General features: G+C 75.0%; 22 protein-coding genes and 1 pseudogene. 10 read left to right on the top strand and 13 right to left on the bottom strand.

The features are described from left to right. Window positions 1–14 precede the first annotated feature (14 nt). From IE94_RS0114260 to IE94_RS0114270, 3 genes are all read right to left on the bottom strand, one after another. Entirely contained in the window at window positions 15–797 is a 783-nt protein-coding gene (locus tag IE94_RS0114260; protein WP_030183376.1) for an SDR family NAD(P)-dependent oxidoreductase, read from the bottom strand. A 10-nt stretch (window positions 798–807) separates the two neighbouring features. Next, window positions 808–1,476, bottom strand: coding sequence for a TetR/AcrR family transcriptional regulator (locus IE94_RS0114265; RefSeq protein ID WP_030183379.1), 669 nt, complete (start codon window positions 1,474–1,476; stop codon window positions 808–810). A gap of 164 nt (window positions 1,477–1,640) precedes the next feature. After that, window positions 1,641–2,510: a fructosamine kinase family protein gene (locus IE94_RS0114270; RefSeq protein ID WP_030183382.1), complete on the bottom strand. Its 870-nt coding sequence runs from the start codon at window positions 2,508–2,510 to the stop codon at window positions 1,641–1,643. Between the two features lie 308 nt (window positions 2,511–2,818). On the opposite strand from IE94_RS0114270, the gene IE94_RS0114275 reads away from it, so the two are divergent. Next, complete coding sequence (locus tag IE94_RS0114275) at window positions 2,819–3,142, top strand: hypothetical protein (protein WP_030183399.1); 324 nt, start codon at window positions 2,819–2,821, stop codon at window positions 3,140–3,142. 86 nt (window positions 3,143–3,228) lie between these two features. Further along, window positions 3,229–3,996: a maleylpyruvate isomerase family mycothiol-dependent enzyme gene (locus IE94_RS0114280; RefSeq protein WP_030183400.1), complete on the top strand. Its 768-nt coding sequence runs from the start codon at window positions 3,229–3,231 to the stop codon at window positions 3,994–3,996. Between the two features lie 33 nt (window positions 3,997–4,029). Here the strand turns inward: IE94_RS0114280 and IE94_RS0114285 are convergent, their stop codons facing one another. Then, a complete protein-coding gene (locus IE94_RS0114285; RefSeq protein WP_037922651.1) occupies window positions 4,030–5,361 on the bottom strand; it encodes an SLC13 family permease in 1,332 nt (443 codons plus the stop codon). A 243-nt stretch (window positions 5,362–5,604) separates the two neighbouring features. On the opposite strand from IE94_RS0114285, the gene IE94_RS0114290 reads away from it, so the two are divergent. Continuing rightward, window positions 5,605–6,132: a hypothetical protein gene (locus tag IE94_RS0114290; RefSeq protein ID WP_030183405.1), complete on the top strand. Its 528-nt coding sequence runs from the start codon at window positions 5,605–5,607 to the stop codon at window positions 6,130–6,132. A 244-nt stretch (window positions 6,133–6,376) separates the two neighbouring features. Here IE94_RS0114290 and IE94_RS0114295 read toward each other — a convergent pair whose 3' ends face one another. After that, window positions 6,377–7,729, bottom strand: coding sequence for an MFS transporter (locus tag IE94_RS0114295; RefSeq protein ID WP_030183408.1), 1,353 nt, complete (start codon window positions 7,727–7,729; stop codon window positions 6,377–6,379). Window positions 7,730–8,097: 368 nt separating this feature from the next. Here IE94_RS0114295 and IE94_RS0114300 point away from each other — a divergent pair, with 368 nt between their 5' ends. Continuing rightward, a complete protein-coding gene (locus IE94_RS0114300) occupies window positions 8,098–9,150 on the top strand; it encodes an NAD-dependent epimerase/dehydratase family protein (protein WP_030183410.1) in 1,053 nt (350 codons plus the stop codon). A gap of 204 nt (window positions 9,151–9,354) precedes the next feature. On the opposite strand, the gene IE94_RS0114305 is transcribed toward IE94_RS0114300, so the two are convergent. The 4 genes from IE94_RS0114305 to IE94_RS0114320 form a co-directional block, all read right to left on the bottom strand. Beyond that, entirely contained in the window at window positions 9,355–9,918 is a 564-nt protein-coding gene (locus IE94_RS0114305) for a hemerythrin domain-containing protein (RefSeq protein WP_030183412.1), read from the bottom strand. 83 nt (window positions 9,919–10,001) lie between these two features. Then, entirely contained in the window at window positions 10,002–10,535 is a 534-nt protein-coding gene (locus tag IE94_RS0114310; protein ID WP_030183414.1) for a DoxX family protein, read from the bottom strand. A 155-nt stretch (window positions 10,536–10,690) separates the two neighbouring features. Further along, the gene (locus IE94_RS0114315; protein ID WP_030183415.1) at window positions 10,691–11,182 is read right to left on the bottom strand and encodes a hypothetical protein; all 492 of its coding nucleotides are present in this window, start codon (window positions 11,180–11,182) and stop codon (window positions 10,691–10,693) included. After that, window positions 11,179–13,671, bottom strand: coding sequence for a molybdopterin oxidoreductase family protein (locus IE94_RS0114320; RefSeq protein WP_030183416.1), 2,493 nt, complete (start codon window positions 13,669–13,671; stop codon window positions 11,179–11,181). Before IE94_RS0114320 ends, IE94_RS0114315 begins: the two co-directional genes overlap by 4 nt. A 134-nt stretch (window positions 13,672–13,805) precedes the next feature. Between IE94_RS0114320 and IE94_RS0114325 the strand changes: the two genes are divergently transcribed. Next, window positions 13,806–14,444 (top strand): GNAT family N-acetyltransferase, encoded by a 639-nt coding sequence (locus IE94_RS0114325; RefSeq protein ID WP_030183417.1) that lies wholly within the window; start codon window positions 13,806–13,808, stop codon window positions 14,442–14,444. Between the two features lie 152 nt (window positions 14,445–14,596). On the opposite strand, the gene IE94_RS0114335 is transcribed toward IE94_RS0114325, so the two are convergent. The 3 genes from IE94_RS0114335 to IE94_RS0114345 are packed head-to-tail and all read right to left on the bottom strand — an operon-like array spanning window position 14,597 to window position 16,334. Next, a complete protein-coding gene (locus IE94_RS0114335) occupies window positions 14,597–15,322 on the bottom strand; it encodes a metallophosphoesterase family protein (RefSeq protein WP_030183421.1) in 726 nt (241 codons plus the stop codon). Continuing rightward, window positions 15,322–15,627 (bottom strand): BON domain-containing protein, encoded by a 306-nt coding sequence (locus IE94_RS0114340; RefSeq protein WP_425337966.1) that lies wholly within the window; start codon window positions 15,625–15,627, stop codon window positions 15,322–15,324. The genes IE94_RS0114335 and IE94_RS0114340 overlap by 1 nt, the downstream gene beginning before the upstream one ends. Next, window positions 15,624–16,334: a nucleotidyltransferase family protein gene (locus IE94_RS0114345; protein WP_030183427.1), complete on the bottom strand. Its 711-nt coding sequence runs from the start codon at window positions 16,332–16,334 to the stop codon at window positions 15,624–15,626. Before IE94_RS0114345 ends, IE94_RS0114340 begins: the two co-directional genes overlap by 4 nt. Window positions 16,335–16,502: 168 nt before the next feature. On the opposite strand from IE94_RS0114345, the gene IE94_RS0114350 reads away from it, so the two are divergent. From IE94_RS0114350 to IE94_RS0114375, 5 genes and pseudogenes are all read left to right on the top strand, one after another. Further along, window positions 16,503–16,814 (top strand): hypothetical protein, encoded by a 312-nt coding sequence (locus tag IE94_RS0114350; protein ID WP_030183429.1) that lies wholly within the window; start codon window positions 16,503–16,505, stop codon window positions 16,812–16,814. 109 nt (window positions 16,815–16,923) lie between these two features. After that, a complete protein-coding gene (locus IE94_RS0114355; protein ID WP_030183431.1) occupies window positions 16,924–17,310 on the top strand; it encodes a hypothetical protein in 387 nt (128 codons plus the stop codon). A gap of 249 nt (window positions 17,311–17,559) precedes the next feature. Continuing rightward, window positions 17,560–18,042: pseudogene (locus IE94_RS40355) on the top strand (cytochrome P450 family protein); the annotation flags it as partial. A 1,155-nt stretch (window positions 18,043–19,197) separates the two neighbouring features. Continuing rightward, complete coding sequence (locus IE94_RS0114370; RefSeq protein WP_030183433.1) at window positions 19,198–20,622, top strand: cation:proton antiporter; 1,425 nt, start codon at window positions 19,198–19,200, stop codon at window positions 20,620–20,622. 167 nt (window positions 20,623–20,789) lie between these two features. Continuing rightward, window positions 20,790–21,233, top strand: a complete 444-nt coding sequence (locus tag IE94_RS0114375; protein ID WP_030183434.1) for a hypothetical protein — start codon at window positions 20,790–20,792, stop codon at window positions 21,231–21,233. A gap of 118 nt (window positions 21,234–21,351) precedes the next feature. Here IE94_RS0114375 and IE94_RS0114380 read toward each other — a convergent pair whose 3' ends face one another. Then, complete coding sequence (locus IE94_RS0114380) at window positions 21,352–22,551, bottom strand: S1 family peptidase (protein WP_030183436.1); 1,200 nt, start codon at window positions 22,549–22,551, stop codon at window positions 21,352–21,354. Window positions 22,552–22,651: the final 100 nt, after the last annotated feature.

Consider the following 22,651-nt stretch of genomic DNA (forward strand, 5'->3'; position numbering starts at 1 on the left):
CGGTTGGGCGCCGGTCAGACGGCGGTGTAGGCGCCGTCGACCAGGTGGTAGCTGCCGGCGACGAAGGACGCGCGGTCCGACAGCAGGAAGGCGATCAGCTCGGCGACCTCCTCGGCCTGTCCGAGGCGACCGGCCGGGTGCAGGGCGACCAGGCCGTTGTAGGCGGCCTCGTCCATGGTCTTCAGCAGCGGGGTGTCGATGAAGCCCGGGCCGACCGCGTTGATCCGGATGCCCCGGGCGGCGTACTCGGCGGCGGCGGCCTTGGTCAGCCCGACCACGCCGTGCTTGGCCGCGACGTAGGCGGGGGAGCCGGCGAAGCCGACCGAGCCGAGGATGGAGGCGACGTTGACGATGGCGCCGCCCTTGCCGGCCGCCTCGATGGCGGGCAGTTCGTAGCGCATCGAGTAGAAGACGCCGTCGAGGTTGGTGCGCACGACGCGCTGGTAGGCCTCCACGTCGTACTCGCCGGTCGGGGCGCTGGGGCCGCCGATGCCGGCGTTGTTGACGGCCAGGTCCAGCGAGCCGTACGTGTCGACGGTGAAGCCGACGGCCGCCTCGACGGACTCCGGGCGGGTGACGTCCAGTTCGACGGCGGCGGCCTCGACGCCGGCGGCCCGCAGGTCGGCGGCTGCCTTCTCGGCGCCCTCGGCGTTGTAGTCGGCGACGACGACCCGGGCGCCGCCGGTGCCGAGCCGGCGGGCGGTGGCCAGGCCGATGCCGGAGGCGGCGCCGGTGACGAGGGCGGCGCGTTTGGCGAACTCGGTGGCGGGCGCGGGGGTGGTGGCGTTGGTGCTCATGGTGCTGTTCTCACTCTTCGGTGGTGGTGCTGTCGGGGGTCGCGGCCGCGGCCTCCGAGGTCAGGGCGTCGTAGGCGCGCTCCACGAGGGCGGCGAGGTCTGCGGCTCCCGAGTCCTGCTCGCCGCCGCGTGCCCACAGGCGCAGGGCGGCGATCAGGACCCCGGCCGCGGCGTCGACGACGGCGGCCGGGCGCACGTCCCGGGCGTCGTCGCTGCCGAGCCGGGCGGCGACGATGCGGATCGACTCCTCCTGGGCGTCGACCCGGATGCGCTGGTAGGCGGCGAAGAGTCCGGGCTCGGTGTCGGCCAGGGCCAGCAGGCGGCGCATCCGCGGCCGCACGTGCCACGCCGGGTCCTCCCGGTCGGTCAGCCAGTCCCGCACGGCCCTGCGATAGGCCAGCAGCGGGGGCTCCTCGGCGGGGCGGGACCGCAGCAGCGCGTTGATCCGGTCGCCGTCCCGGCGGACGAAGTCGAGCGCCGCCTCCTCCTTGCCGGCGAAGTGCCGGCTGAACGTGCGGCGCGTGACGTCCGCGCGCTCGGCGATCGCCTCCACGGTGGTCGCCGCCGACCCGCGTTCCAGGATGAGGTCGCGGGCGGCGGTGGCCAGCGCGTCGCGGGTCTGCCGCGCCTTGCGCTGCCGCCGGTCCTCGGTGGTGGGGGAGGGCTTCGTCGCCGTCATGCCTTTGAGCGTACACCTCGCAATGTCCCAGTGAGACATGTGACCCGGTGAGACATGTGACCCGGTGGGGCATGTGATCCGGTGGGACATGCGGCTCGTTGGGACACCAGGCGCCGGGCGGGGGAGTGCCGGACGGATACGGCGTCCTCGGCGCCGTACCCGGCTCACCCGAGGTGCCGCAGCGCCGCATGGGCCGCCGCGAGCGCCTGCTCGGCGTAGCCGCGGCCGAACAGCACGGCGTGCACGAGCAGCGGGAAGAGCTGGTGCACCCCCACGCGGTCGGTCCAGCCGTCGGCGAGCGGCGCGGTCTCCTCGTAGCCCGCCAGGATCCGCTCCGGAAACGGGCAGCCGAAGAGGCGCAGCATCGCCAGGTCGGTCTCCCGGTGCCCGCCGTGCGCGGCCGGATCGATCAGGCGGACGTGCCCGTCGGCGCCCCACAGCACGTTGCCGCTCCACAGGTCCCCGTGCAGCCGGGCCGGCCGCTCGGCGGGCCCGGCAAGGTCGGGCAGCCGCTCGCAGACGCGCTCGACGTCGGCCGCCTCGGCCGCCCGGACGGTGCCGGCGTCGACCGCGAGGCGCAGATACGGCAGCACGCGGTGCGCGGCGTACCAGCGGGGCCAGTCGTCCCCGCTGACGTTGCGCATCGGTGCCCGCCCGATGTACGCCTCCTCGGGTCCGCCGGGCGGCGCGGCCCCGAACGCCGGCGCCCCGGCGGAGTGCAGCCCGGCCAGGTCCCGCCCGAACCGGACCGCCGCCCCGGCACTCGCCGGTCCCCGCACCACCCGCTCCGTGACCAGCCCGCGCCCGTCCACGCCGTGCACCTCCGGGATCCGCACCGTCCCGGCCCCGGCCAGCCAGCGCAACCCCGCGGCCTCGGCCCGCGCGGCAACGGGGTCGTCCGCGAACTTGACCACCACGGTGCGCCCGTCGTCGAGGGCGACCTCGGTGAGCCCTCCGGCCAACGGACGCTCACCGGTCACCGCCCGCCCGGTGAACCGGGCCGCGACAAGCGAGGACGAGCCGGCGAAACCCATACCGCCGAGCCTAGGACCCGACCCCACCCGCAGCAGCCCGACGCCGCAGCGGAGGGCGGCGAGCGGTGGCGGACGGGTGGGCGGCGTGGTGGGGGCGGGGCGGTCCCGGTCGGGGCGATGGCGCGGCGGGCCGGAGTCGCCGTACCCGGGTCGGGTCCGCGTCGCGGCCGGTCGGAAGCACACCCGCCTCGGCCGGTCGGGTCCCGCCGCCGGGCGCGTGGTCACGTCGTGGGGCGGCTGCCGCCGACCCGGTGAAATCCGTGCGGTGCGCCGATCGGACCCCCGGGGCGCGGGGGAGCAATGGGACTATGACCAGTTCAGCGTTTCACCGGACCATCGTCCTGCCCGCCTCCGTGTGCCAGCAGGCCGCGCACCACCTCGAACAGGCGGTGCACAAGGCCATCGACGGTGCCGCCACGCCGTGGCGCGCCTTCCGCGGGGCCGACGGGGACGACTTCGCCTTCTCCGTACCGGTCGTCGAACAGGCCGCCGGCTGTCTGCTGGTGCTGGCCGCCGAGAGCGCCCAGAGCCTGCGCCCCTCCGCCCTGCGCGCCCTGATCACCGTCGCCCTGCACCTGCGGGACGCCGCCGAGGCCGTCCGCCGCCCCGCGGTCCCCAGCCCGGCGTGGTGAGCGCGGACCGCGCGCGAGGGCGCCGGGACGCGACGGGCGTGGGAAACGCCGTGCCCGCGACCTGAACCTGTGTTTGGCTCGACGCCATGGAGTTCTCCCGCTTCCTGGAATGCCTCGCGGCCGACCACGACCGACTGCGGACCGTCGTCGAGGCCGACGCCGACGCCCCGGTGCCGCCCTGCCCCGGCTGGACGGTCGCCGACCTGACCCGTCACGTCGGCGAGGTCTACCTGCACAAGACCGCCGCCATGCGCGACGGCGCCGAGCCCGAGCCCTGGCCGCCGAAGGAGTTCGCCGAGGAGGCGCCGACGGCACTGCTCGACCGGGGCTACACCGCGCTGCGTGCCGAGTTCGCCACCCGCGCCCCCGAGGACCCCGCCGGTACCTGGTACGGCCCCGACCAGAGCGTCGGCTTCTGGATCCGGCGGATGGCCCAGGAGACGGTCGTCCACCGCATCGACGCCGAACTGGCCACCGGACGGCCCGTCACCGCCGTACCGGACGACCTCGCGGTGGACGGCGTCGACGAACTGCTCAAGGTCTTCGCCGCGTACGCCGTGGCCGAGTGGGGCGACTACTTCGCCGGGATCCTGGACGGCTCACCGGGCCGCACGGTCCTGGTGCGGGCCGGCGACGACGCGGCCTGGCGGGTGCGGACCGGTCCGGGGGAGTTCACCGTCACGGACGGCGTGGGCGACGGTACGGCCGACGCGACGCTGAGCGGCTCCCCGCAAGACGTGCTGCGCTCGCTCTGGAACCGGGCGGGCGCCGAAGGGGACCGCGGTGTGACCGTCGAGGGCGATCCCGGGGCCCTGGCGGAACTGAGGCGCTGCCTCGTCGTGGCGACCCAGTGAGCGGACCTCCGGCACCCGGCGGCGCCCCGGGCGTCAGGCACCGATGAGGCGCAGCGACCCCCACAGGGCCACCGTCGAGGCGGCGACCGCGGCCGGCACGGTGAGCAGCCCCAGCACGGTGAACCGGCCCAGCTCCACCTCGATGCCGTGCCGGTGCAGGATGCGCCGCCACAGCAGGGTCGCCAGCGAACCGACATAGGTCAGGTTGGGGCCCAGGTTCACCCCGATCAGTACGGCGAGGACCGGGGCCGGCCCGCCCGGCGAGGCCAGCGGGAGCAGGGCGAGTACGGCCGGCAGGTTGTTGACCAGGTTGGCCAGCACCGCGGCGAGGGCCGCCACCCCGAGCAGCGCCGGCAGCGAGTCCCCGTCCGGCAGCAGCCGCCCCAGCCCGGTCGCCGGCGCGCCCGCCACCACGCCCTGCACCACGATGCCCAGGGCCAGGACGAACAGGCAGAACAGCGGCGCGGCGGCGCCCACCAGCTCCCGGGGCGCGACATGGCGCCGGGCCAGCGCCCGCACCCCGAGCACCAGCACACCGCCGAGCGCCGCCCACGCGGGGTCCACCCCGGCCGGCGAGGCCACGGCGAATCCGGCCAGGGTCAGGGCCACGACGACCACGGTGAAACGCGGCACGGACGGCGCGGGCGGCGCTGCCGCCCGGGCGGGCCCGTCACCGGCGGCAGCGCCCGGCCCCCGCACGTTCGAGGACCCGGCGCGCCCGCGGTCGACGGGTGCCGGGTCGACGCGCGCGGGGACCACCGACGCCGGCTCGGCCAGGTCCGCGCGGAAGAAACGGCGGAAGACGGCGTACTCGACGGCGATCGCCGCCAGCCAGGGCAGCGCCATCAGCGCCGCGAACCGGGTGAAGGTCAGCCCACTGGCCGTGAACGCCAGCAGGTTGGTCAGGTTGGAGACCGGCAGCAGCAGCGAGGCGGAGTTCGCCAGGTGCGCCGTCGCGTACACGTGCGGGCGGGCCCGAGCACCGGCCCGGGACGCGGTGGCCAGGACCACGGGGGTGAGCAGGACCGCGGTGGCGTCCAGACTGAGCACGGCCGTCACCGCGCAGGCCACGGCGAACACCCCGGCCAGCAGCCGCCGCGGGCTGCCGCCGCACCGCCGGGCCACGGCCGCGCCGACGGCCTCGAACAGTCCCTCCTTGGCGCACAGGTACGCCAGCGTCAGCACCAGCGCGAGGAAGACGACGACCGGCAGCAGCGTACGGGTCTGCTCCCACGCCCGGTGCGGGGACACCATGCCGAGCGCCACCACCAGCACGGCGGCGGGCACGGCGGCCACCGCCTCCGGCAGCCCCCTCGGGCGCAGCACCGCGAAGGCCAGGACACCCAGCAGCAGGACGACGGGCACGGCCTCGGAGAGGACGGTGGTACTCAGGACTTCTCCTCCACACCGGTGAGCCGGGCGGGAACCCGGTGATCGGCGAACGCGCTCAAGGGTCGCATCCCCGGGCGCGGACGGGGCCCGGGGGGCGTGCTGTGGCCGACGCCACGCCCAAGCCGAGGACCGGGCCGTGTCCCGCGCGACGCGCCGCGGGCTACCGTTTCCACGGACCCCGAGTTCCCCACGACGAGCAGTTCGGACGGCCCGGCAGTGCACACAGATCTCTCCCCCGTCATCGCGGCGACCGCGCAGTGGCTCACCCGCGCCTACCCGGCGTCCGGCGGCGCCCTGTCCGACGCCCTGTGCGAGGTGCAGGCCCGCCAGGCCGTCACGGTCGCGGCCCGGCTGCGCTACCCCACCCCGATGGACGTGGCGCTGCTGGGCGTGACGGGCCCCGGCGGCTCCGCCCGGCTCGACCGGGCCACCGGCGCCGGCGGCGCGGCGTCCGCAGACCCGGACGCGGACGTCTGGCGGACCTGGGTGGACGAGGTCGTCGCCAGCTGGGCGGCCTGCCTGCTGACCGACCCGGCGCTCGCCGGACCGGCCGTGGCCGCGCTGGCCGACGGCGGCCCCTCGGCCGGGACACCGGCGGAGTTCCGCCGCCTGCTCGCGCCCGACGACACCGACCGCCGGGCGGCGGCCCTGCTGCGCCACCCGGACCTCGTCGCCCCCGTCGCCGCCCTGCACCACGCCGGGCTCGTGGCCCGACTGGGCCCGGGGCAGGCCCTCGTCGCCTGAGCGTCGCCGGGACCGGCCCGCGCTCGTCTGTGCGCGCTCGTCGGTCCGCGTCCGGTGGTGCGCGTCCGGTGGTGCGCGTCCGCCGGTGCGCGTCCGTCGGTCCGTGCTCGTCGGTGCGCGTCCGGCGGTGCGCGCTCGTCGGTCCGCATCCGGTGGTGCGCGTCCGGCGGTGCCCGTCCGTCGGTCCGTGCTCGTCGGTCCGCGTCCGCCGGTCCGCGTCCGCCCGCGCGGGCGGAGGGGGCCCTCAGGCAGCCGTCTCCAGGGTCGCCACCGGGGACACCCTCGCCACCGTCGCCCGGCGCTCGCGCAGGAGGTGGCCCGCGCCGATCGTGCCGGCGATGATCAGCCCGCCCGCGATCAGGGCGCCGCGGGCACCGGCCAGCTCCATCAGGAGGCCCAGCGCGGGCGGCCCGCCCAGGCCCCACACCGTGCCGATGCTGCCCCACACCCCGAGCACCCGGCCCCGCAGGTGCGCGGGCGGGTCGGTCTGGAGCACCGCCGTTCCGGCGGTGTCGGAGACGGACTCCACCACGGCCATCGGCAGCACCATCACCAGCAGGACGGCCAGCGACGGCGACAGCCCCGCCACCACCTGCAACAGCCCGCCCGCCGCCGCCAGCGCGCCCACCACCCGCACCGAGGGGCGGCGCAGCCGGGCACCGAGGACGGCGCCGACGATGCCGCCGACCGCCAGCACTGTGGAGACGGTGCCGAAGGAACCCGCGCCGCCCGCCAGCGGCCCGGTGACCAGCACGGCCAGGGTCAGCTGGTAGTTGCGCCCGAAGACCGCGCTGACCCCGGTGACCCCGGCCAGGGCCAGCAGCCGGGGGCGGCGGGCGAAGAAGGCCAGCCCCTCGCGCACGCTCATGGTGTCCTTCGTGCCGGGGTCCTCGGCCGCCCCCGTGTGCCGGACCGCCCCCGGGGCCGGGCGCAGGAAGGGGATGACCGAGGCCACGAACAGGAACGACAGCCCGTTGGCGGCGTACGCGGCGGCCGTGCCGAGGAAACCGACCGTCACACCGGCGAGCGCGGCACCCGCGAGCCGGCCCGCCTGGTGCACCAGGGCGCCCACCCCGATCGCGGAGGGCACGTCCTCGCGCGGGACGAGGTCGTTGCCCAGCAGGGAACACGCCGGGCCGTCGACCGTGGCGATCACGCCGGTGACGGCGGCCAGCACCATCAGGGTGGCCACGTCGAGCCGGTCGAGCGCCACCATGAGCGCGGTCACGAAGGCGACCGCTCCGAGCAGCGCCTGGCTGACCGCGGCGGTCAGCTTGCGCGGCCAGCGGTCGACGGCCGCGCCGCCGAACACACTGATCAGCAGCGCGGGCGCGGCCTGGACGGACATCGACAGACCCGTCGCCGCGGCGGAGCCGGTGATCTGCAGGACCAGCAGGTTCTGCACGGTGAGCTGCATCCACGTACCGGCGTTCGACACGAAGTTCGCGACCGACCACCAGCGCATGCTGCGGTGTCTCAGGGACCGCCACGGCGAGCGGCTCGTCGAATCGGACAACTCTGACGACTCTGACGACTCGGACGGCTTGGACGGCGGGGCGGCAGGGGGCGGCGGGGCGGAGAGGGAGGAAGAAGACACAGTGCGCCACTCGAAGGCGGGTCGTGCGACCCGGAGGGGAAACGGAGGGGAACCAGGAGGCCGGCTGCGCTGCGCGGCCGTTCCACCGATCCGGCTGGGGCGCCGACCATCGTGACAGAACGGACCGGCCAGTCGTCGCCCGTCAGCACCCCCGCCGCCGGCCCGGCCGGGGCAACCGCCCTCGACCGCGGCGCACTTGACGGCGCGAGTGTGCTTGATCACAGCACTTCGCGGACGGGCCCAGGGTCCGCCGGCCGTGACCGTCGTCACGGTGCGTGGTCCCGGCGGCGGGCGTCGGAGCATGTGAGCGCCTCGGTGGGGCACTCGGGGCCCGCTGTTCAGCGCTGCGAGGCAGAAAGGTCGTCCTCATGATGCCGATGGCGGCGTTCAGTCCCCGGGGGGAGTCGCGCGCGCCCTGGGACCGTGTCCTGGTGACCGGCGGGGCCGGATTCCTCGGCTCCCACCTGTGCACCCGGCTGCTCGACGCGGGGGCCGAGGTGGACTGCCTGGACAACCTCTCCACGGGGCGGGCCGAGAAGGTGGCCCATCTGGCGGGCCGCCCCGGCTTCCGCTTCCTGGAACGGGACATCTCCCGACCCGGCGGCGCGGACGCGCTGAGCGGCCCCTACGACCTCGTCCTGCACCTTGCGGGACCCGCGTCCCCGGGCGCCCGGCCGGACCGGCCCGTGGAGGCCCTCGACGCGGGCAGCCTGGGCACGCGTACCGCACTGGCCGTCGCCGGACGGGACGGTGCCAGGTTCCTGCTCGCCTCCTCGCCCCCGGTGGGCCCCCGCCCCCGCGGCCACGCCCCGGACGACGCCGACCCGGTCGGCCCGCACCGTGCCTGCGCCGAGGCCGTCCGGTTCGCCGAGGCCCTGGTCGCCGCGCACGCGGGCGCCCACGGCTCGAACGCCGGGATCGTCCGGCTGTTCGCGGGATACGGTCCCGGCATGCGGGCGGACGGCGGGGGGACACCGGCCGCCCTCATCGAGCAGGCGCTGGCCGGCCGGCCGGTCACCGTCCCCGGGGACGGGGGCGGGAGGCACCCGCTGTGCTACGTCGACGACATGGTCGACGGCGTCCTGCTGGTCGCGGCCGGGCGGTCGGTGCGGCCCGTGGACATCGGCGGCGACGAGGAGCCAACGGTCGCGGAGATCGCCCGCCTGGTGATCGAGCTGACCGGTTCCGACTCGCCGCTGGTGTTCGTGCGGGACCCGGAGGAGGGAAGCGTCCCGCCCCGCCCGGTCACCGGCTTCGCCCGCGAGATCTTCGGCTGGCTGCCCAGCGTGACCTGGCAGGACGGCCTGGAACGCACCGTCGCCGCCTTCCGCGGACGGCGCGAGCCCTTTCCGGCACCGGGCGGGCAGACGCCGGGCGGGCAGACGACGGACGGGCGGGCGGGGGAGGAGTGGTGTGCGTGAGGGCCCGCGCCGCCCGGCCCACCTCCCGCGCGGCCGGCCCACCTCCCGCGTGCCCGGCGCACCTCCCGCGCGCCCGGCGCATCACGTGCGGGTGCCCGGCACACCACCCGCGCGCCCGGCGCATCCCCTGCGCGGGTGCCCGACGCATCGCCCGCGGGGCCCGGAACACCGCCCGGGCCCCGCAGGTGGTGCCGACGGAGTCCCTCAGCCGGACTTGCCCCGCCCCGACAGCGCGTCCCGGACCCGGTCGACCATGCCCGCTCCGGGGGCCAGGAGCTTGTTCGCCGGGGGCTTGTCGGGGGCCGACGGGTGCGGCCGGGTCGGCGCCGTCTTCTTGGCCTGACGGACCTTGTCCCCCAGCTCGTCCAGGGCCCGCGCGGGACACGCCTCGCGCAGCCGCGGGAACAGGTTGCCCTCCTCGTCGGCGACGTGCTCACGGATCTCGCTCATCAGCATGCCGATCAACCGGTCGAACTCGGCGTCGTCCGCCGCCCGGCCCTCCAGGTCCTTCATGATCCGTTCGGCCTGGGCGTGGTCCGCCAGCTCCTTGTCGGCGAGAGCGCCCCCGCCGGCCACGTGCTCACGAACCGCCGGGTAGAGATACGCCTCCTCCGCCACCGAGTGCCGGATCAGCTCGATCGTGGCCCGGTCGGCGTACAGCTTGCGGTCCTTGTGACCGGGCGGCAGTGCCTCGATCCTGCCGAAGAGCTCCTCGACCTCACGGTGATCGGTCGTCAGCTCGTCGATGACGTTTCCTCCGTGTCCCACGGTCCACCTCCAAGAGGGTCGTGGCGGTCGCGGGTCCGACCGCCACGGCGTCGGGTCCCCCGCGAGAGGCGGTCGACGCCCGGTCAGACTCCCAGCCTGGCCCGGACACCGCCGGCCCGGGCCGCGGGGCCGGCCGCGGCCCGCACCGAGCGGTGCACCAGGTGCGCGTCGTGCCGCAGGTCCCGGGCGGCGTGCCGGCCGCGCCACAGCAACGAGGGCGCGCTGCCCGTGTCGTCGGCCGCGATCAGCAGCCCGCCCATCATGGACAGGTTCTTGAGGAAGTGGATGCGCTGCTGGGTGCGGTCGGAGGCGTCCGCCGCCTCCCAGTACCGGTGGGCCGCCAGTGTGGTGGGGACCAGCGTCACCGCGAGGGCCAGCGCGGCCAGCCGCGGACACCGGCCGAGCCCGAGCATGACGCCGCCCACCACGTGCACGGCGCCGTTGAGCCGTACGAGCTGCTCGGTGCTGTCCGGCAGGACCGGCACGCGGTCGGTGACCGGCCGCACGATCGGCTCGGCCGCCGGTGCCACGTCCTGGGGCCTGCGCAGAGACTGCAGACCGCCCGCGACGAACATCGAGGCGAGCATCGGCCGGCCGGCCAGACGCAGAAGACTCATGACGCTGTCTCGCTCTCTTGGAGGGGGTGCCGACGGGAACACCGGCGGGGTGGTGCCCCACTGGGATCATCAGGTGCCCCGGCCCGCCCCCGCCATTCGGCGTCCGGTGGAGCACGGGCGCTCGCGGGCACCGCGCCGCGCCGGGAAGACGCAGCTCAGAGGCTGGTGAGGATCTGCGGCGACAAGTTCTTGATCATGGTGTTGGTCCAGCGCATCTGGCGCAGTGTCCGAGGGTGGCAGGAGGAGGCGAGCGTCAGCAGTCCGCTGTCCCTCGACGCCTGGGCGGCCTGGGCCAGCATCTCCCAGTGCAGCGAGTTCTCCGCCGCGGCGACATGCAGCTCCCGCAGGTCGCGCAGGAGGAGCAGGCCCGGCTCCGGCCGGTGCGCGACCGCCTCGGACGCCTTCTCGCGCAGGGTCGCGAAGACGCCGTCCGAGGAGTGGTCCGGCGCCTCGCCCAGCCGCACCCCGTGCTCCGCGGCGGTCTCGGCGAGCAGTCGGACGTGCTCGCGCGACCAGCGGGAGAGGTCGGTGGCGACGTGGTGGACCTCGTGCTCGGTGCGGTGCCGCTCGGCGACGGTCACCAGGTCGTGGGCCAGGCGCCGCTCACCGCGGTGCAGCGTGCGCAGGGTCAGCGTGATGCCGTTCACCGGGCACCTTCCTCGGGCTGGTGCGGGGAGCCGGTGGGTTCCCGGCGCGTCGTGCGCGCCGCCGGTCCGCCCGAGGTGGGCGGGACGGCGCCGGCGTCGACCGGTGCCGACGCGGTGGTGGTCGGTGCCGGGGAGGGCCGGCCGTCCCCGCGTTCCACGAGGGTGAGCGCGGCCGTGGCCGTCTTGAACAGCGGCTGCTTGGAGACCGGGTCCCAGTCGGTGACGGTGCTCTCGTTGGCGGCCCGCCCGGGAGTGTCCGGGCCGGGACCCGACCCGCCACCGGTGTCCCAGTAGCCGTAGTGGAACGGCACGAACAGCAGCCCGCTCCGGATGCCGCTCACCCGCAGCCGTCCGCGCAGCGAACCGCGCCTGCTGGTGACCTCGACCAGGTCGCCCTCGCCGAGACCGAGCCGCTGCACGTCCCCGGCGGAGACCTCCACCCACACGTCGGGGGCGGCGTCGTCGAGCTGGGGCGCGCGTCCGGTCTTCGTCCGGGTGTGGAAGTGGTAGAGCGTCCGCCCCGTCGTCAGCTGGAACGGGTACTCCTCGTCCGGCTCCTCGTGCGGCGGCAGGTAGGCGGCGGCCTTGAGCATCGCCCTGCCCTCGGGGTTGAGGGAGCGGTACTCCACGACCTCCTGCGAGGCGCCGGTCTCCAGGTCCTTGCCGTAGCTCTCGCACCTGTCGGGGTGGGCCCAGGCGATGCCCTCCGTGTAGAGCCGGGCGGTGCCCTCGGGGGCCCGGTCGTCGCAGGGCCACTGGATGCCGCCGGCGTCGCGCAGCCTGGCGTAGGACAGTCCGGTGTAGTCGCAGGGGCGGCCCGCGCTGCACCGTTTCCACGCCTCGAACGCCGACTCCGGGTCGTCCCAGGTGACCAGCGGTCCGCCGTCCTTGTCCCGGAAGTCCATGCGCCGCGCGTAGTCCAGGAAGATGTCCAGGTCGGGCCTGGCCTCGCCGGGCGGTTCCACCGCCTTGCAGGACAGGTGCACGGTGCGGTCCGCGTTGGTGAGCGTGCCGGTCTTCTCGCCCCAGGTCGCGGCGGGCAGCACCACGTCGGCGAGCTGCGCCGTCTCCGTCAGGAACAGGTCCTGTACGACGGTGAACAGCCTGTCCTGGCCCAGGATCGAGCGGATGCGCGGCAGTTCCGGCATCGAGACGGCGGGGTTGGTGCCGCTGATCCACAGCATCCGCAGCGAGCCCTGCTCGGCGTAGCGGAAGATCTGCATCGCGTGGGTCGGCGGCGCGAAGTGGGGGATGGTCTCCGGCTCGACGTTCCACACCCGGGCGAGGTCGGCGACATGGGCGTCGTTCTGCCAGTTGCGGAAGCCCGGCAGGTCCCCGTCGGCCCCGCACTCGCGGGTGTTCTGGGCGGTGGGCTGGCCGTTCATCTGCAGGAGGCCGGCGCCGGGGCGGCCCAGCATGCCGCGGATCAGGTGCAGGTTGTTGACCTGTACGGCGGCGGCGGTGGCCTGGTGGGACTGGTAGACGCCCTGGAGGACCGTGGAGACCAACGCGTCGGTGGTGCCGACGAGTTCGGCCGCCTCCTCGATCCGGGCGGCGGGGACGTCGCAGATCTCCGCGGCCCACTCGGGCGTGCAGTCGGCGACCCGGGCGGCCAGTTCGTCGAAGCCGACGGTGTGCGCGGCGATGAAGTCCCGGTCGATCCACTCGTGCCGGATCGTCTCCCGCAGCAGGGCGTTGAGCAGGGCGACGTTGGTGCCGCCGCGGGGCGCGAGGTGCACGGCGGCGTGTTCGGCGACCCGGGTGGGGCGCGGGTCCACGCACAGCAGCCGCGGCGGGTCGGCGCCCGCCAGGCGGTCGAGGAGCCGCATCCACTGCACGGGCTGGGTCTCGGCGATGTTGTGGCCGAACAGCGCGACCACGTCGGCGTGGTCGAAGTCGTCGTAGCTGCCCGGCTGCCCGTCGCAGCCGAAGGTCTCCTTCAGCGCCTCCGCGGCGGTGGCGGTGCACAGCCGGGTGTTGCCGTCGAGGTGGTTGGTGCCGATGCCGGCCCGGGCCAGCACCGCGAGCGTGTAGTACTCCTCCAGGAACAGCTGACCGCTGGTGTAGAAGCCGATCGAGCCCGGTCCGCGCGCGTCCAGCAGTTCGCGCGAGCGGGCGGCCACCAGGTCCAGCGCCGTGTCCCAGTCCGTCTCCGTCAACCGCCCGTCGCGCCGTACCAGCGGCCGGGTCAGCCGGTCACGGGAGGCGTTGGCCTGCCAGCCGAACAGGTCCTTGGGGCCCAGCCGCCCCCGGTTGACCCGGTCCACCTCCCGGCCCCGCACGCCCACCATGCGGCCGTCGGCCACCGCGATGTCCATGGCGTCGCCGTCCGAGTGCAGGATGGACGCGGACTGCACCCACCGCTGCACCGCGCCGGGCTCCACCCCGTCCGCGAGGAACGTGTCCACCCGGGCCGGCCAGGTCCCGTGCCGTCCGTAGGGCGCCCGCGCGCCCCACGGCCGCGCGATCCGGTCCGTCGCATCCTCCATCGCGGCCTCCCGCCGACCTTCCTTCCGGCGACCTGCCGCCGGTCTCCGTCATCCCGCGGGCCGTCGGGTACCCGGACGTCACCGATCGAAGCGGACCACTTGTGGGAGCGCTCCCAAACGGCGAGGATGCTGCGGTGACAGCGACTGCCTCCGTACGTCCCTACCGCCCGGCCGACGCCCCGGCCCTCGACGAGATCTGCGTCCGGACCGCCCACAATGGGCGGGACAGCCGCCCCGTGTACGCCGACCCCGCCGTCCTGCCGGCCATCTTCGTCGCCCCCTACGTCCACCTGGACCCCGACCTGGCCTTCGTGCTGGACGACGGACGGGGCCGAGCGGTCGGCTACATCCTCGGTACCGCGGACACCGTGCGCTTCGCCGAGGAGTTCCGGGCCAAGTGGCTGCCGCGGGTCGCCGACCGGTACCCGGCCCCGCAGGGTCCGCCCGGCACCCCGGACGAGGTCATGGCCGGGCTGCTGCACGACCCGGAGCGCATGATCATCCCCGAACTGGCCGCGTACCCCGCCCATCTGCACATCGACCTGCTGCCCGACTGGCAGGGACAGGGGCACGGCCGGGCCCTGATGCGGACCTTCTGGGGGGCGCTGCGCGGACGCGGTGTCCCGGCCGTCCACCTGGTCATGGCGACGGCCAACACCCCGGCCAGGGTTTTCTACGACCGTCTGGGCTTCCACGAGATCGCGGCGGCGGGCCTCGACCCGGCGGACGTCACCTGCCTGGGACGTACGACCGAGGACGCCGAACGGGCCTGATGCGGGGGCCGGGTCCGACGGCCGGGGCCCGACGGCCGACGGCCGGGCCGGATGACGGACCCGGCGGCCGGACCCGAGGCCGGACCCGGCGGCGGACCCGAGGCCGGACCCGACGGCGGACCCGAGGCCGGACCCGGCGGCCGGACGGTCGGTCAGGCCGTGCCCAGCCGGTAGACGTTGAAGGCCCGGCGGATCACCGGCTGCGCCACGTTGCGCACCCGGACTCCACCCGCCGTCATCCCGTGCTCCGTGCCCAGGTGGGCGTGACCGTGGACGGCCAGGTCGGCGCCGGCCGTGTCGATCGCCTCCGCCAGGAGGTAGCTGCCGAGGAACGGATGGATCTCCGGCGGCTCCCCGGCGAGCGTGTCCGCGACGGGGGAGAAGTGCGTCAACGCCACCCGCGCCGTGCAGTCCTCCTCGTCCAGCTTCTTGAGCGCGGCGTGCAGACTGTCCGCCGAACGGCGGGTGGTGCGCACGAACTCCTTCATCACCGGCTCACCGAACTCACCGGCGCTGCGCCCCACGAACCCGCCGCCGAACCCTTTGGTCCCGGCCACTCCCACCCGGCCCCCGGCACACTCCACGACGGTTCCCTCGCCCTCCAGCACGGTCGCACCGGCCTCCCGGAGGATCTCGGTGACCTTCTCGGGCTGTTCGTCGTGGTGGTCGTGGTTTCCGAGGACCGCCACCACCGGCACCGGCAGGCCGCGCACCTCGCGGGCGACCACCCGGGCCTCCTGAGGGGTGCCGTGCCGGGTGAGGTCCCCGGCGAGCAGCAGCAGGTCGGCGCAGTCGGGCAGGGTCTCGAACGCGGGCCGCAGCAGCCCTTCGCTGTCGGGCCCCATGTGGATGTCTCCGACGGCGGCGACGCGGATCATCACAGCTCCTCCGCATGGTCGGGGCGGGCGGTCTGCGCCACCACGAGGTCGGCGTGCACGGTCAGCCCGGCCAGCTCCTCACGGGCGAGGCGCAGCACGGTCTCGCGGCACTGGGCCGAGGGCACCGTGCCGGTGAGCGCGATCGCCCCGGCCCGGACCTCGGCCCGTACACCGAGTTCACCGAGCTCCTCGGCGGCGAGCCGGTCCTGGAGGTGGGCCACCCGGTACTCGACGTTCTCGGGCATCCCGGCCGCGGGGGCGGGGCCGCTCGCCGCGGGCCCCTGGTGTCCGACGGGGTCGCTCATCGCGGGCCCTCCTTCGAGGCAGTGGCCGGTGGACCGGCGGGAGGGATGATCTCCAGCCGTTCGAGGACGTAGAAGAACGCGGCGGGCATCGGATCGTCACCGCAGTCGCGGCGCAGCGCGGCCCAGTCGATCTTCTCGCGCAGGGTGCGGGCGATCGGCAGCACCGCACCGAAGTCGCAGTGGTGCTCGGAGAAGGCCGCCAGCAGACCGTGCAGCAGGTCGGTCGGCGACAGCACCGGCATCAGCACCGAGTCGACCGACAGGTCCCGCGCCCGGGCCAGCAGCTCCGTCGTGACCGGCTCGTGCGCCAACTCGAAGATGAGGTCGACCTGCTGGCCCAGGCAGTCCGCCTTGAGCAGCCAGTCCTCGGGCGGTGTGTACACCGTCAGCCCCGCCCGGCGCAGCGTCGCGGCCACGGCGTCCGCGTCCTCGGGCCGGATGCAGAAGTCGACGTCGTGCTGGAGGTTCTGGGTGCCGCCGTGCGCGTACACGGCGACACTGCCGGCCAGCGCGAACGGGTGCTCCGCCTTCTTGAGGGTCGAGCCCACCTGCTTGGCGGCCTGGAGGATCGCCTGGTTGCGGTCGAGCGGCAGGTCCTCGTGAGGTGCCTCGTGCCGGGGGAGGGGACCACGGTCCCCGGGGGCCGGGCGCAGCTCGCGGACGTCGGAGCGTCGGCCGGTGGTGTGGTCGTCGGCGGGCTGCCTCATCACTGTCCCCTTCCCGGGCTGTCACCGTCGGCGGAACGGACCGGACCGGACCGGCCCTCCCCCTCGAAGGGCGGGTACCCGGCGCCGTACCGCCGACACCGGGCGCCCCGACGCGGCCGCCGGCGCGGGCGGCGGTGGGGCGCCGGGGATCGAGGGCACTCGCCCGGCATGAGCGACAAGCGGATGCGACAGGGGGCCAGCCCCGACGGCCGCCGGACCGTGGAACGGCTGGTGGCGGCCTGGCTGGCCGAGACCGAACGGCACGAACCCGAGGCCGCCGCCGAGGCCCGGAAGGGCTGGGAAGGGGGCGCGCTGCCCGAACGGGCCGCCCAGGACCTGGCCACCTGGGTCACCGCCCGGGTCACGGACACGGGCTTCACCGAGGACGAGGGCCCCTACGTGGCGGGCCCCGTGCGGATCACACCGGCGGACAAGGACACCGTGCACGCCTGGCTGCGCGCCCGGGGGCACGCCGTGTGAGGGGGCCACGGGTGGACCCCGGTCGGCACCGGTGCGGGACCGATGCGGCACCGGTGCGGCACGTGAGCCGGCCCCGGTGACGGCTCACGAAGGCGAGCGTTCCCGCACCATGCCCGCCCAGCACGAGCAGGTCTTCGACCAGGCCGCGAACGTCGGACAACTGGAGACCTGGCTGCCCCGGGACCTGCACGTGGAGCCGGAGGAGCCGCCCGCGGTCACCGTGCACGAGGACCGCACCGACCAGGACACCTCGGCGCTGCTGAGCGCCCGGCCCGAGCAGATGCGGCTCGAGTGGGGCACCCGCGAGCAGGGCAGCTATGCCGGCTGGCTGCAGGCCGCCGGACTCGACAGCGGGGCCAGCGAGGTCACCGTGCACCTGTCGTTCTTCGACGACAGCCACGACCCGGGCCCTCGGACGGTGGACCAGGCCCTCGACGGCAGCCTGCGGCGGCTGGAGGACCAGGTGAGGATGCGTACCGACAACGCGGCCGGCTGAGGAGGACGCCGAGGCGGCGGCCGGCACGGTGGCGGAGTGGTCGCGTGAGGCGTCGGTCGCTTCGATGAAACCGAGACGGGCAGACCGCCGTACGCGTCGCCCGTGAGCCCGTGAGCCCGTGAGCCCGTGAGCCCGTGAGGTGGAGAGCGCCGACGCGGCCGACGACCGCGCAGGACGCCACCGCGGTCCCCGCCGGTCCGGCGCCGGCGGGCCCGGTGTCCGCCCTCCGTCCCGGAACACCCACCCGCCATGGACGCTCACCGCCGCCCCCTGTTGGACCGCATCCCGGCACTTCTCGCCGAGGGGTACGCCTGGCTGCCCAACCGCATGCGCGACAGCACCGGCTCCGTGCTGCGCGCCCGGCTGCTCGGCCGGCCCGCGCTGGCCGTGCGGGGCCCGGAAGCCGTGCGCTTCTTCTACGACGAGTCGCACGTCCGCCGGCACGGCGCCGTCCCGGCACCGGTGCTCGACACCCTGTTCGGGCAGGGCGCGGTCCACACCCTCGACCGGTGACGCCCACCGCACCCGCAAGGAACTCTTCCTGCCGCTGCTCGAGGCCGACCCGTCGCCCGCCTGACCGACCACGTCACCACGGCCTGGGACGAGGCGGCCGTCGTGCTCACCCGCGGGGTCCGCGACTGGGCGGGACTCCCACCCCGGTCCTTCGACGCGGAACCCCTGGCCCGGGACCTCGTCGCGATGGTCGACGGCTTCGCCGTCACCGGCGTACGCGCTCCCTGACCGGGCGTCAGCCCACCCGTCGACGCCACGTCACGCGACCACCCGTACAGGGCCGGTTGGCTGATCGTTTGCAGCCCTTGGGGTGTGCGTCGGCCCCGGGCGGCCGAAGCGGTCGTCACCCGAATGGACCCCGCGCGTTACTGGTCGGGACCGAACCGGTGTCTCCTGGAGGGTGTCAGCGGCGTCCAGGCTGGGAGGCCGATCATGTACGAAATGTGCGTGGGCCCGGAGAAGGCGGGCGGAGCGTTGGTGTGGCACGTACTGTCCAAACAGGCCGCGGCCACACTCTGCGGACAGCGGCTCCGCGAACGTATCGAGGCATCCGACGGTGAACGGGCGCGTCACTGCCCGGACTGCATGGCTTCCTTCGAGAAGTTGATGGCAAGCACACCGTGCTGACGGACCGTCCGCAAGCCGTCCGCCCCGTCGCATCCCGCGGCGGGGCGGACGGCGTACCCGGGCCGGGGCGACCCGGTCGGGGTGACCGGATCGGCGTGACCGGGTCCTGGCCGCGGCGTGACGGCCCCTGACGATCACTCGGTCGGCGCAGTCTCATGGCCGGGAGCCGGGGCAGGCGCCGGTCATGCCCCGGCGCGTCGTCCTCCCGCGCCCGGGGCGGCGGGACGCGCCGCGGCCGGGATCCCCGAGTCGGCCGCGGCGCGTTCTCCCCGGGCCGCCGGGCGGCTCCGCACCGGCCGCGCCGATGGGTGTCGGCCGCCGGTCGATTTGGGTGTCGTCCCCGATGGCCGGGCGAGGGTCCCGCGTGTGACCGTGGACCGACGCCGCACCCGGGGCTTTCCGGGTGCCGGGGGCAGGGCGCGGGCAGGCCCGTCCCGCCCGTTCACGCGAGACGTGTGTCGCCGCGGCGCCCGTTCGATCCGGGGGTGTGCCGTGCGCCCCCGCGTGCCGGGGACGGTGGCAGGGGCATCGGCGCCCGGGGTGGCGCACAAGGCGTCTGCCTGTCCGTCTGCCCGCCGGGCCGTCCGGGTGCCCGTCCGTCCGCCCGCCCGCCCGTCCGTTCGCCCGCCCGTCCGTCCGTCCGTCCGTCCGTTCGTCCGACGACGCATCCCCGAAGAAGGAGAACCCGCATCCATCCCCGTCAAGTGAAGCCCTCCCGAACCTCCGCGCGGTCGAAGGCGGTGACCCGTGGGACACGCTGACACCCTGCTCGCCATGGGCGGCGCCTTCGTCGCCGCAGCGTTCTTCGCCCGCCTCGGCGGGAGGATCGGACTTCCGACGATCCCCCTGTTCATGCTCGCCGGCATTCTGCTCGGCCCCCACACACCGGGCTTCGTCCTGGTCGAGGACGCGCACGACTTCGAGATGCTCTCCGCGCTCGGACTGGTGCTGCTGCTCTTCTATCTAGGTCTCGAATTCCACCTCGACGACCTCAAGAGCGGCGGCAAACGCCTGCTCACCGCCGGGGGCGTCTACCTGCTGCTGAACGTCGGCGCCGGACTCGGCTTCGGCTTCGTCCTCGGCTGGGGCGTGCGCGAGGCGCTGGTGCTGGCGGGCGTGCTCGGGATCTCCTCCTCCGCGATCGTCACCAAGATCCTCATCGACCTGGGCCGGATCGGCCGCCCGGAGACCCGGCTGATCCTCGGTGTCATCGTCGTCGAGGACATCTTCCTCGCGCTGTACCTGGCCGCCCTGCAACCGGTCGTCGCGGGCGCGCACGGCCTCGCCGACACGGCACTCCAGGCCGGCAAGGCCTTCGGCTTCCTGCTGGTACTGGCCGCCGCCGCCCGCTACGGCACCCGGCTGGTGGGCCGCCTGATCGACACGCGGGACAACGAACTGCTCGTCATCAGCTTCCTCGGCGCCGCGGTGCTCGTCGCCGGGGTCTCCGAAGTCCTGGGCGTGGCCGACGCCATCGGTGCCTTCATGGTCGGTCTGATCCTCGCCGGCACCCCCTCGGGGCCGCGGATCCGTGAACTGGTGCACCCGCTGCGCGACGCCTTCGCGGCCATCTTCTTCTTCGCCTTCGGGCTGGCCATCGACCCCGGAGACCTCGCCTCCGTCGCCGGTCCGGTCGCCGCGGCGGCGGCCCTGACCGTCGTCATGAACGTCGTCGCCGGGCTGTGCGTCGCCCGGGTCTACCACTACGGTTCCCAGCCGGCGGCCGAGATCGCCACCACCCTCGTCGCCCGGGGCGAGTTCGCGCTGATCCTGGCCGCCATGGCCGCCGGCGCCGGACTCGACGCCCGGCTCGCTCCCTTCATCGCCGGATACGTCCTCGTCCTCGCCGTCCTCGGCCCCGTCGTCGCCGGACGCGCCCACGTACTCGCCGGCGCGCTACGAGCCGCCGGCCGGATGCTGCCCGGCGGAAGGGCGCCGGCCGCGGTGGCGGACGGCGGGACCGGCGAAGAGGCGGGGGCGGACGGCGGGACCGGCGAAGAGGCGGAGGCGGACGGCGGGACCAGCGAGGAGGCGGAGGCGGACGGCGGGACCAGCGAGGAGGCGGTGGCGGACGGGCGGCCGGAGGCGGCCTCGGTGCCGGTGACGGCCCAGGCCGCTCGCTCGTGCGCGTCGTCGTCCACCTCCTCGGACCCCGCGGAGGCGGAGCGCTAGCCGGGGACGGTACGGCCGGTGGGGGAGGGCCGCGGGACGATGCCCGGGGTGGCCGATGGTCGACCCTGGGCGGCACGGCACCGAGGTGCCCGGTGGGACAATCTGCCCACAGGGTCGCTGCCCGACACCGTGGTCGGACGCGTCCGGGACCGGAAGGAGCCGTCAGCATGATCGAGTGGGTGCCCCTGGGCAGCGGTGCCAGACCCGTTCCCAGGCCGGTGGCGGCTCCCCTGGTGTGGGCGGGAGCGTTCGGCGGCGCCCTCCTCCTGGTCGGGCTCCTCAACGGCACCGTGGGCGTGGGGCGTCCGGGACTCGCCCTGGTCGCGCTCTCCCTGCTGGCGGCGGTGCTCGGGCTCTGCGCCCGGTTCACGGCCGCACCGGGCACGGCCGTGCTGTGCTGGCTGTCCCTCAACGGCTTCGCCATACCGCCGGCCGGCGTCCTCACCTGGGCCGGCCGGCGGGACGCGGCCTGGTTGGCCTGTCTGCTCGGTGCGGCTCTCGTCGGTACGGCGCTGGCCCGACTGGTCCACGCGCGGGCCGCCTACCGTCGGTTGACCACGGCGACGGGCGTGGACGCGCCAGAGCCGGGGGCCGGTCCCGGCGACGTCTGAGCGGCGCGGCCCGTGCGGGTGGTCCCCCGGACAGTGGCGGCCGGGGACGGCCGGGGAGGGCCGGGCCGTGATCCGGACCGGTCCTCCCCACCGCTGTCGGCTCAGGCCGTGTGCAGGGTCAGGCCGTGTGCAGGGTCAGGCCGTAGCGGTTCAGGATCTCGTTGACCGGCTGGAACCATGTCTCCCCGCCGCTGGAGCAGTTGCCCCAGCCGCCCGAGGTGACGCCCTGCGCCTGGTCACCGCTGATGAAGGAGCCGCCGGAGTCGCCGCCCTCGGCGCACACGCTGGTCTTGGTCAGCTGGTGCACCACCGAGCCGTCGCTGTAGTTGACCGTCTCGTTGTGGGCGAGCACGGTGCCGCAGTGCCAGTGCGTCGTGGACCCGGAGCGGCAGATCGAGGCACCGGCGGGTGCCACGTTCGAGCCGCGCACGAGCTGGTCGGAGACCGTGCCCCAGCCCAGCACCACCGGCACCGTCCACCAGCCGCTGCCCACGCTGACCCACGCGTAGTCGTTGTCGGGGAAGGACGAGCCCTGGAAGGTGCCGATGTAGGAGCGGTCCCAGCCGCTGACCGACGCGCCGGCCCGGCCGCAGTGCCCGGCGGTGACGAACCCGCCGTGCACCGAGAAGCCGATGGAGCAGCGGACGTTGCCGGTGTAGTACGGGTCACCGCCGACGGTGCCGGCCGCGAAGGTCTGCGGGGCCGACGCCACCGTCCGCACCGTGACCGGTCCGGTCGCGCGGGCCTGCTCCACGAAGCGCCGGACATCGTTGTCAGCACGCTTGGAGCCGACCACGTCCACGACGACCCGGTTGGCGGCCTGGTCGACGTGCCAACCGCTCACTCCGGCCGGTGCGTCGAGGCGGTCGACGCGCGCCTTGGCCGCGTCCAGCTCCCGTGCGCTGTGCTCCACGGTGCGGACCTGTGCGCCGGTGGCGCGGACCGCCCGCACGGTGGACGGTGCCGCGTCCGCGGTGACGGCCACGGTCAGCCGTCCGGCGCCGGCGTCGAACCACGAGCCGCCGAAGGTCCTTCCGGCCGCCCGGCGTGCTGCGGGCTCGATGCCGGTGGCGTCGCGTTCGGCCGCCAGCCGCTCCTCGGCCTTGGCCCGGGTGAGGCCGAAGTCCCGCTGCATGGCCTCCAGCAGACCGGCGGAGGCCGGCTGCTCGGCGGAGGGCACGGACGAGGAGGAAGAGGAGGAAGAAGGGGACTGTGCGGGGGCGTCGGCCGCCGAGGCCGGCAGGGTGCCGACCGCGCTGAGGCTGCCGAGCACGAGGAGTCCGGCCAGGCCGAGGTGCCTGAGTCTGCTGCGTTTCACGGAGTTGCCCTTCGTCGTTCCAGCAAGGTGGGGGTGGAACAGATGGCATGGAACAACCGCGGTTAGAGAGCGCTCTCATCGGGTCGCTTCGAGCTTATCC

The organism is Streptomyces violaceorubidus (genome assembly GCF_000717995.1).
Taxonomy (GTDB): domain Bacteria; phylum Actinomycetota; class Actinomycetes; order Streptomycetales; family Streptomycetaceae; genus Streptomyces; species Streptomyces violaceorubidus.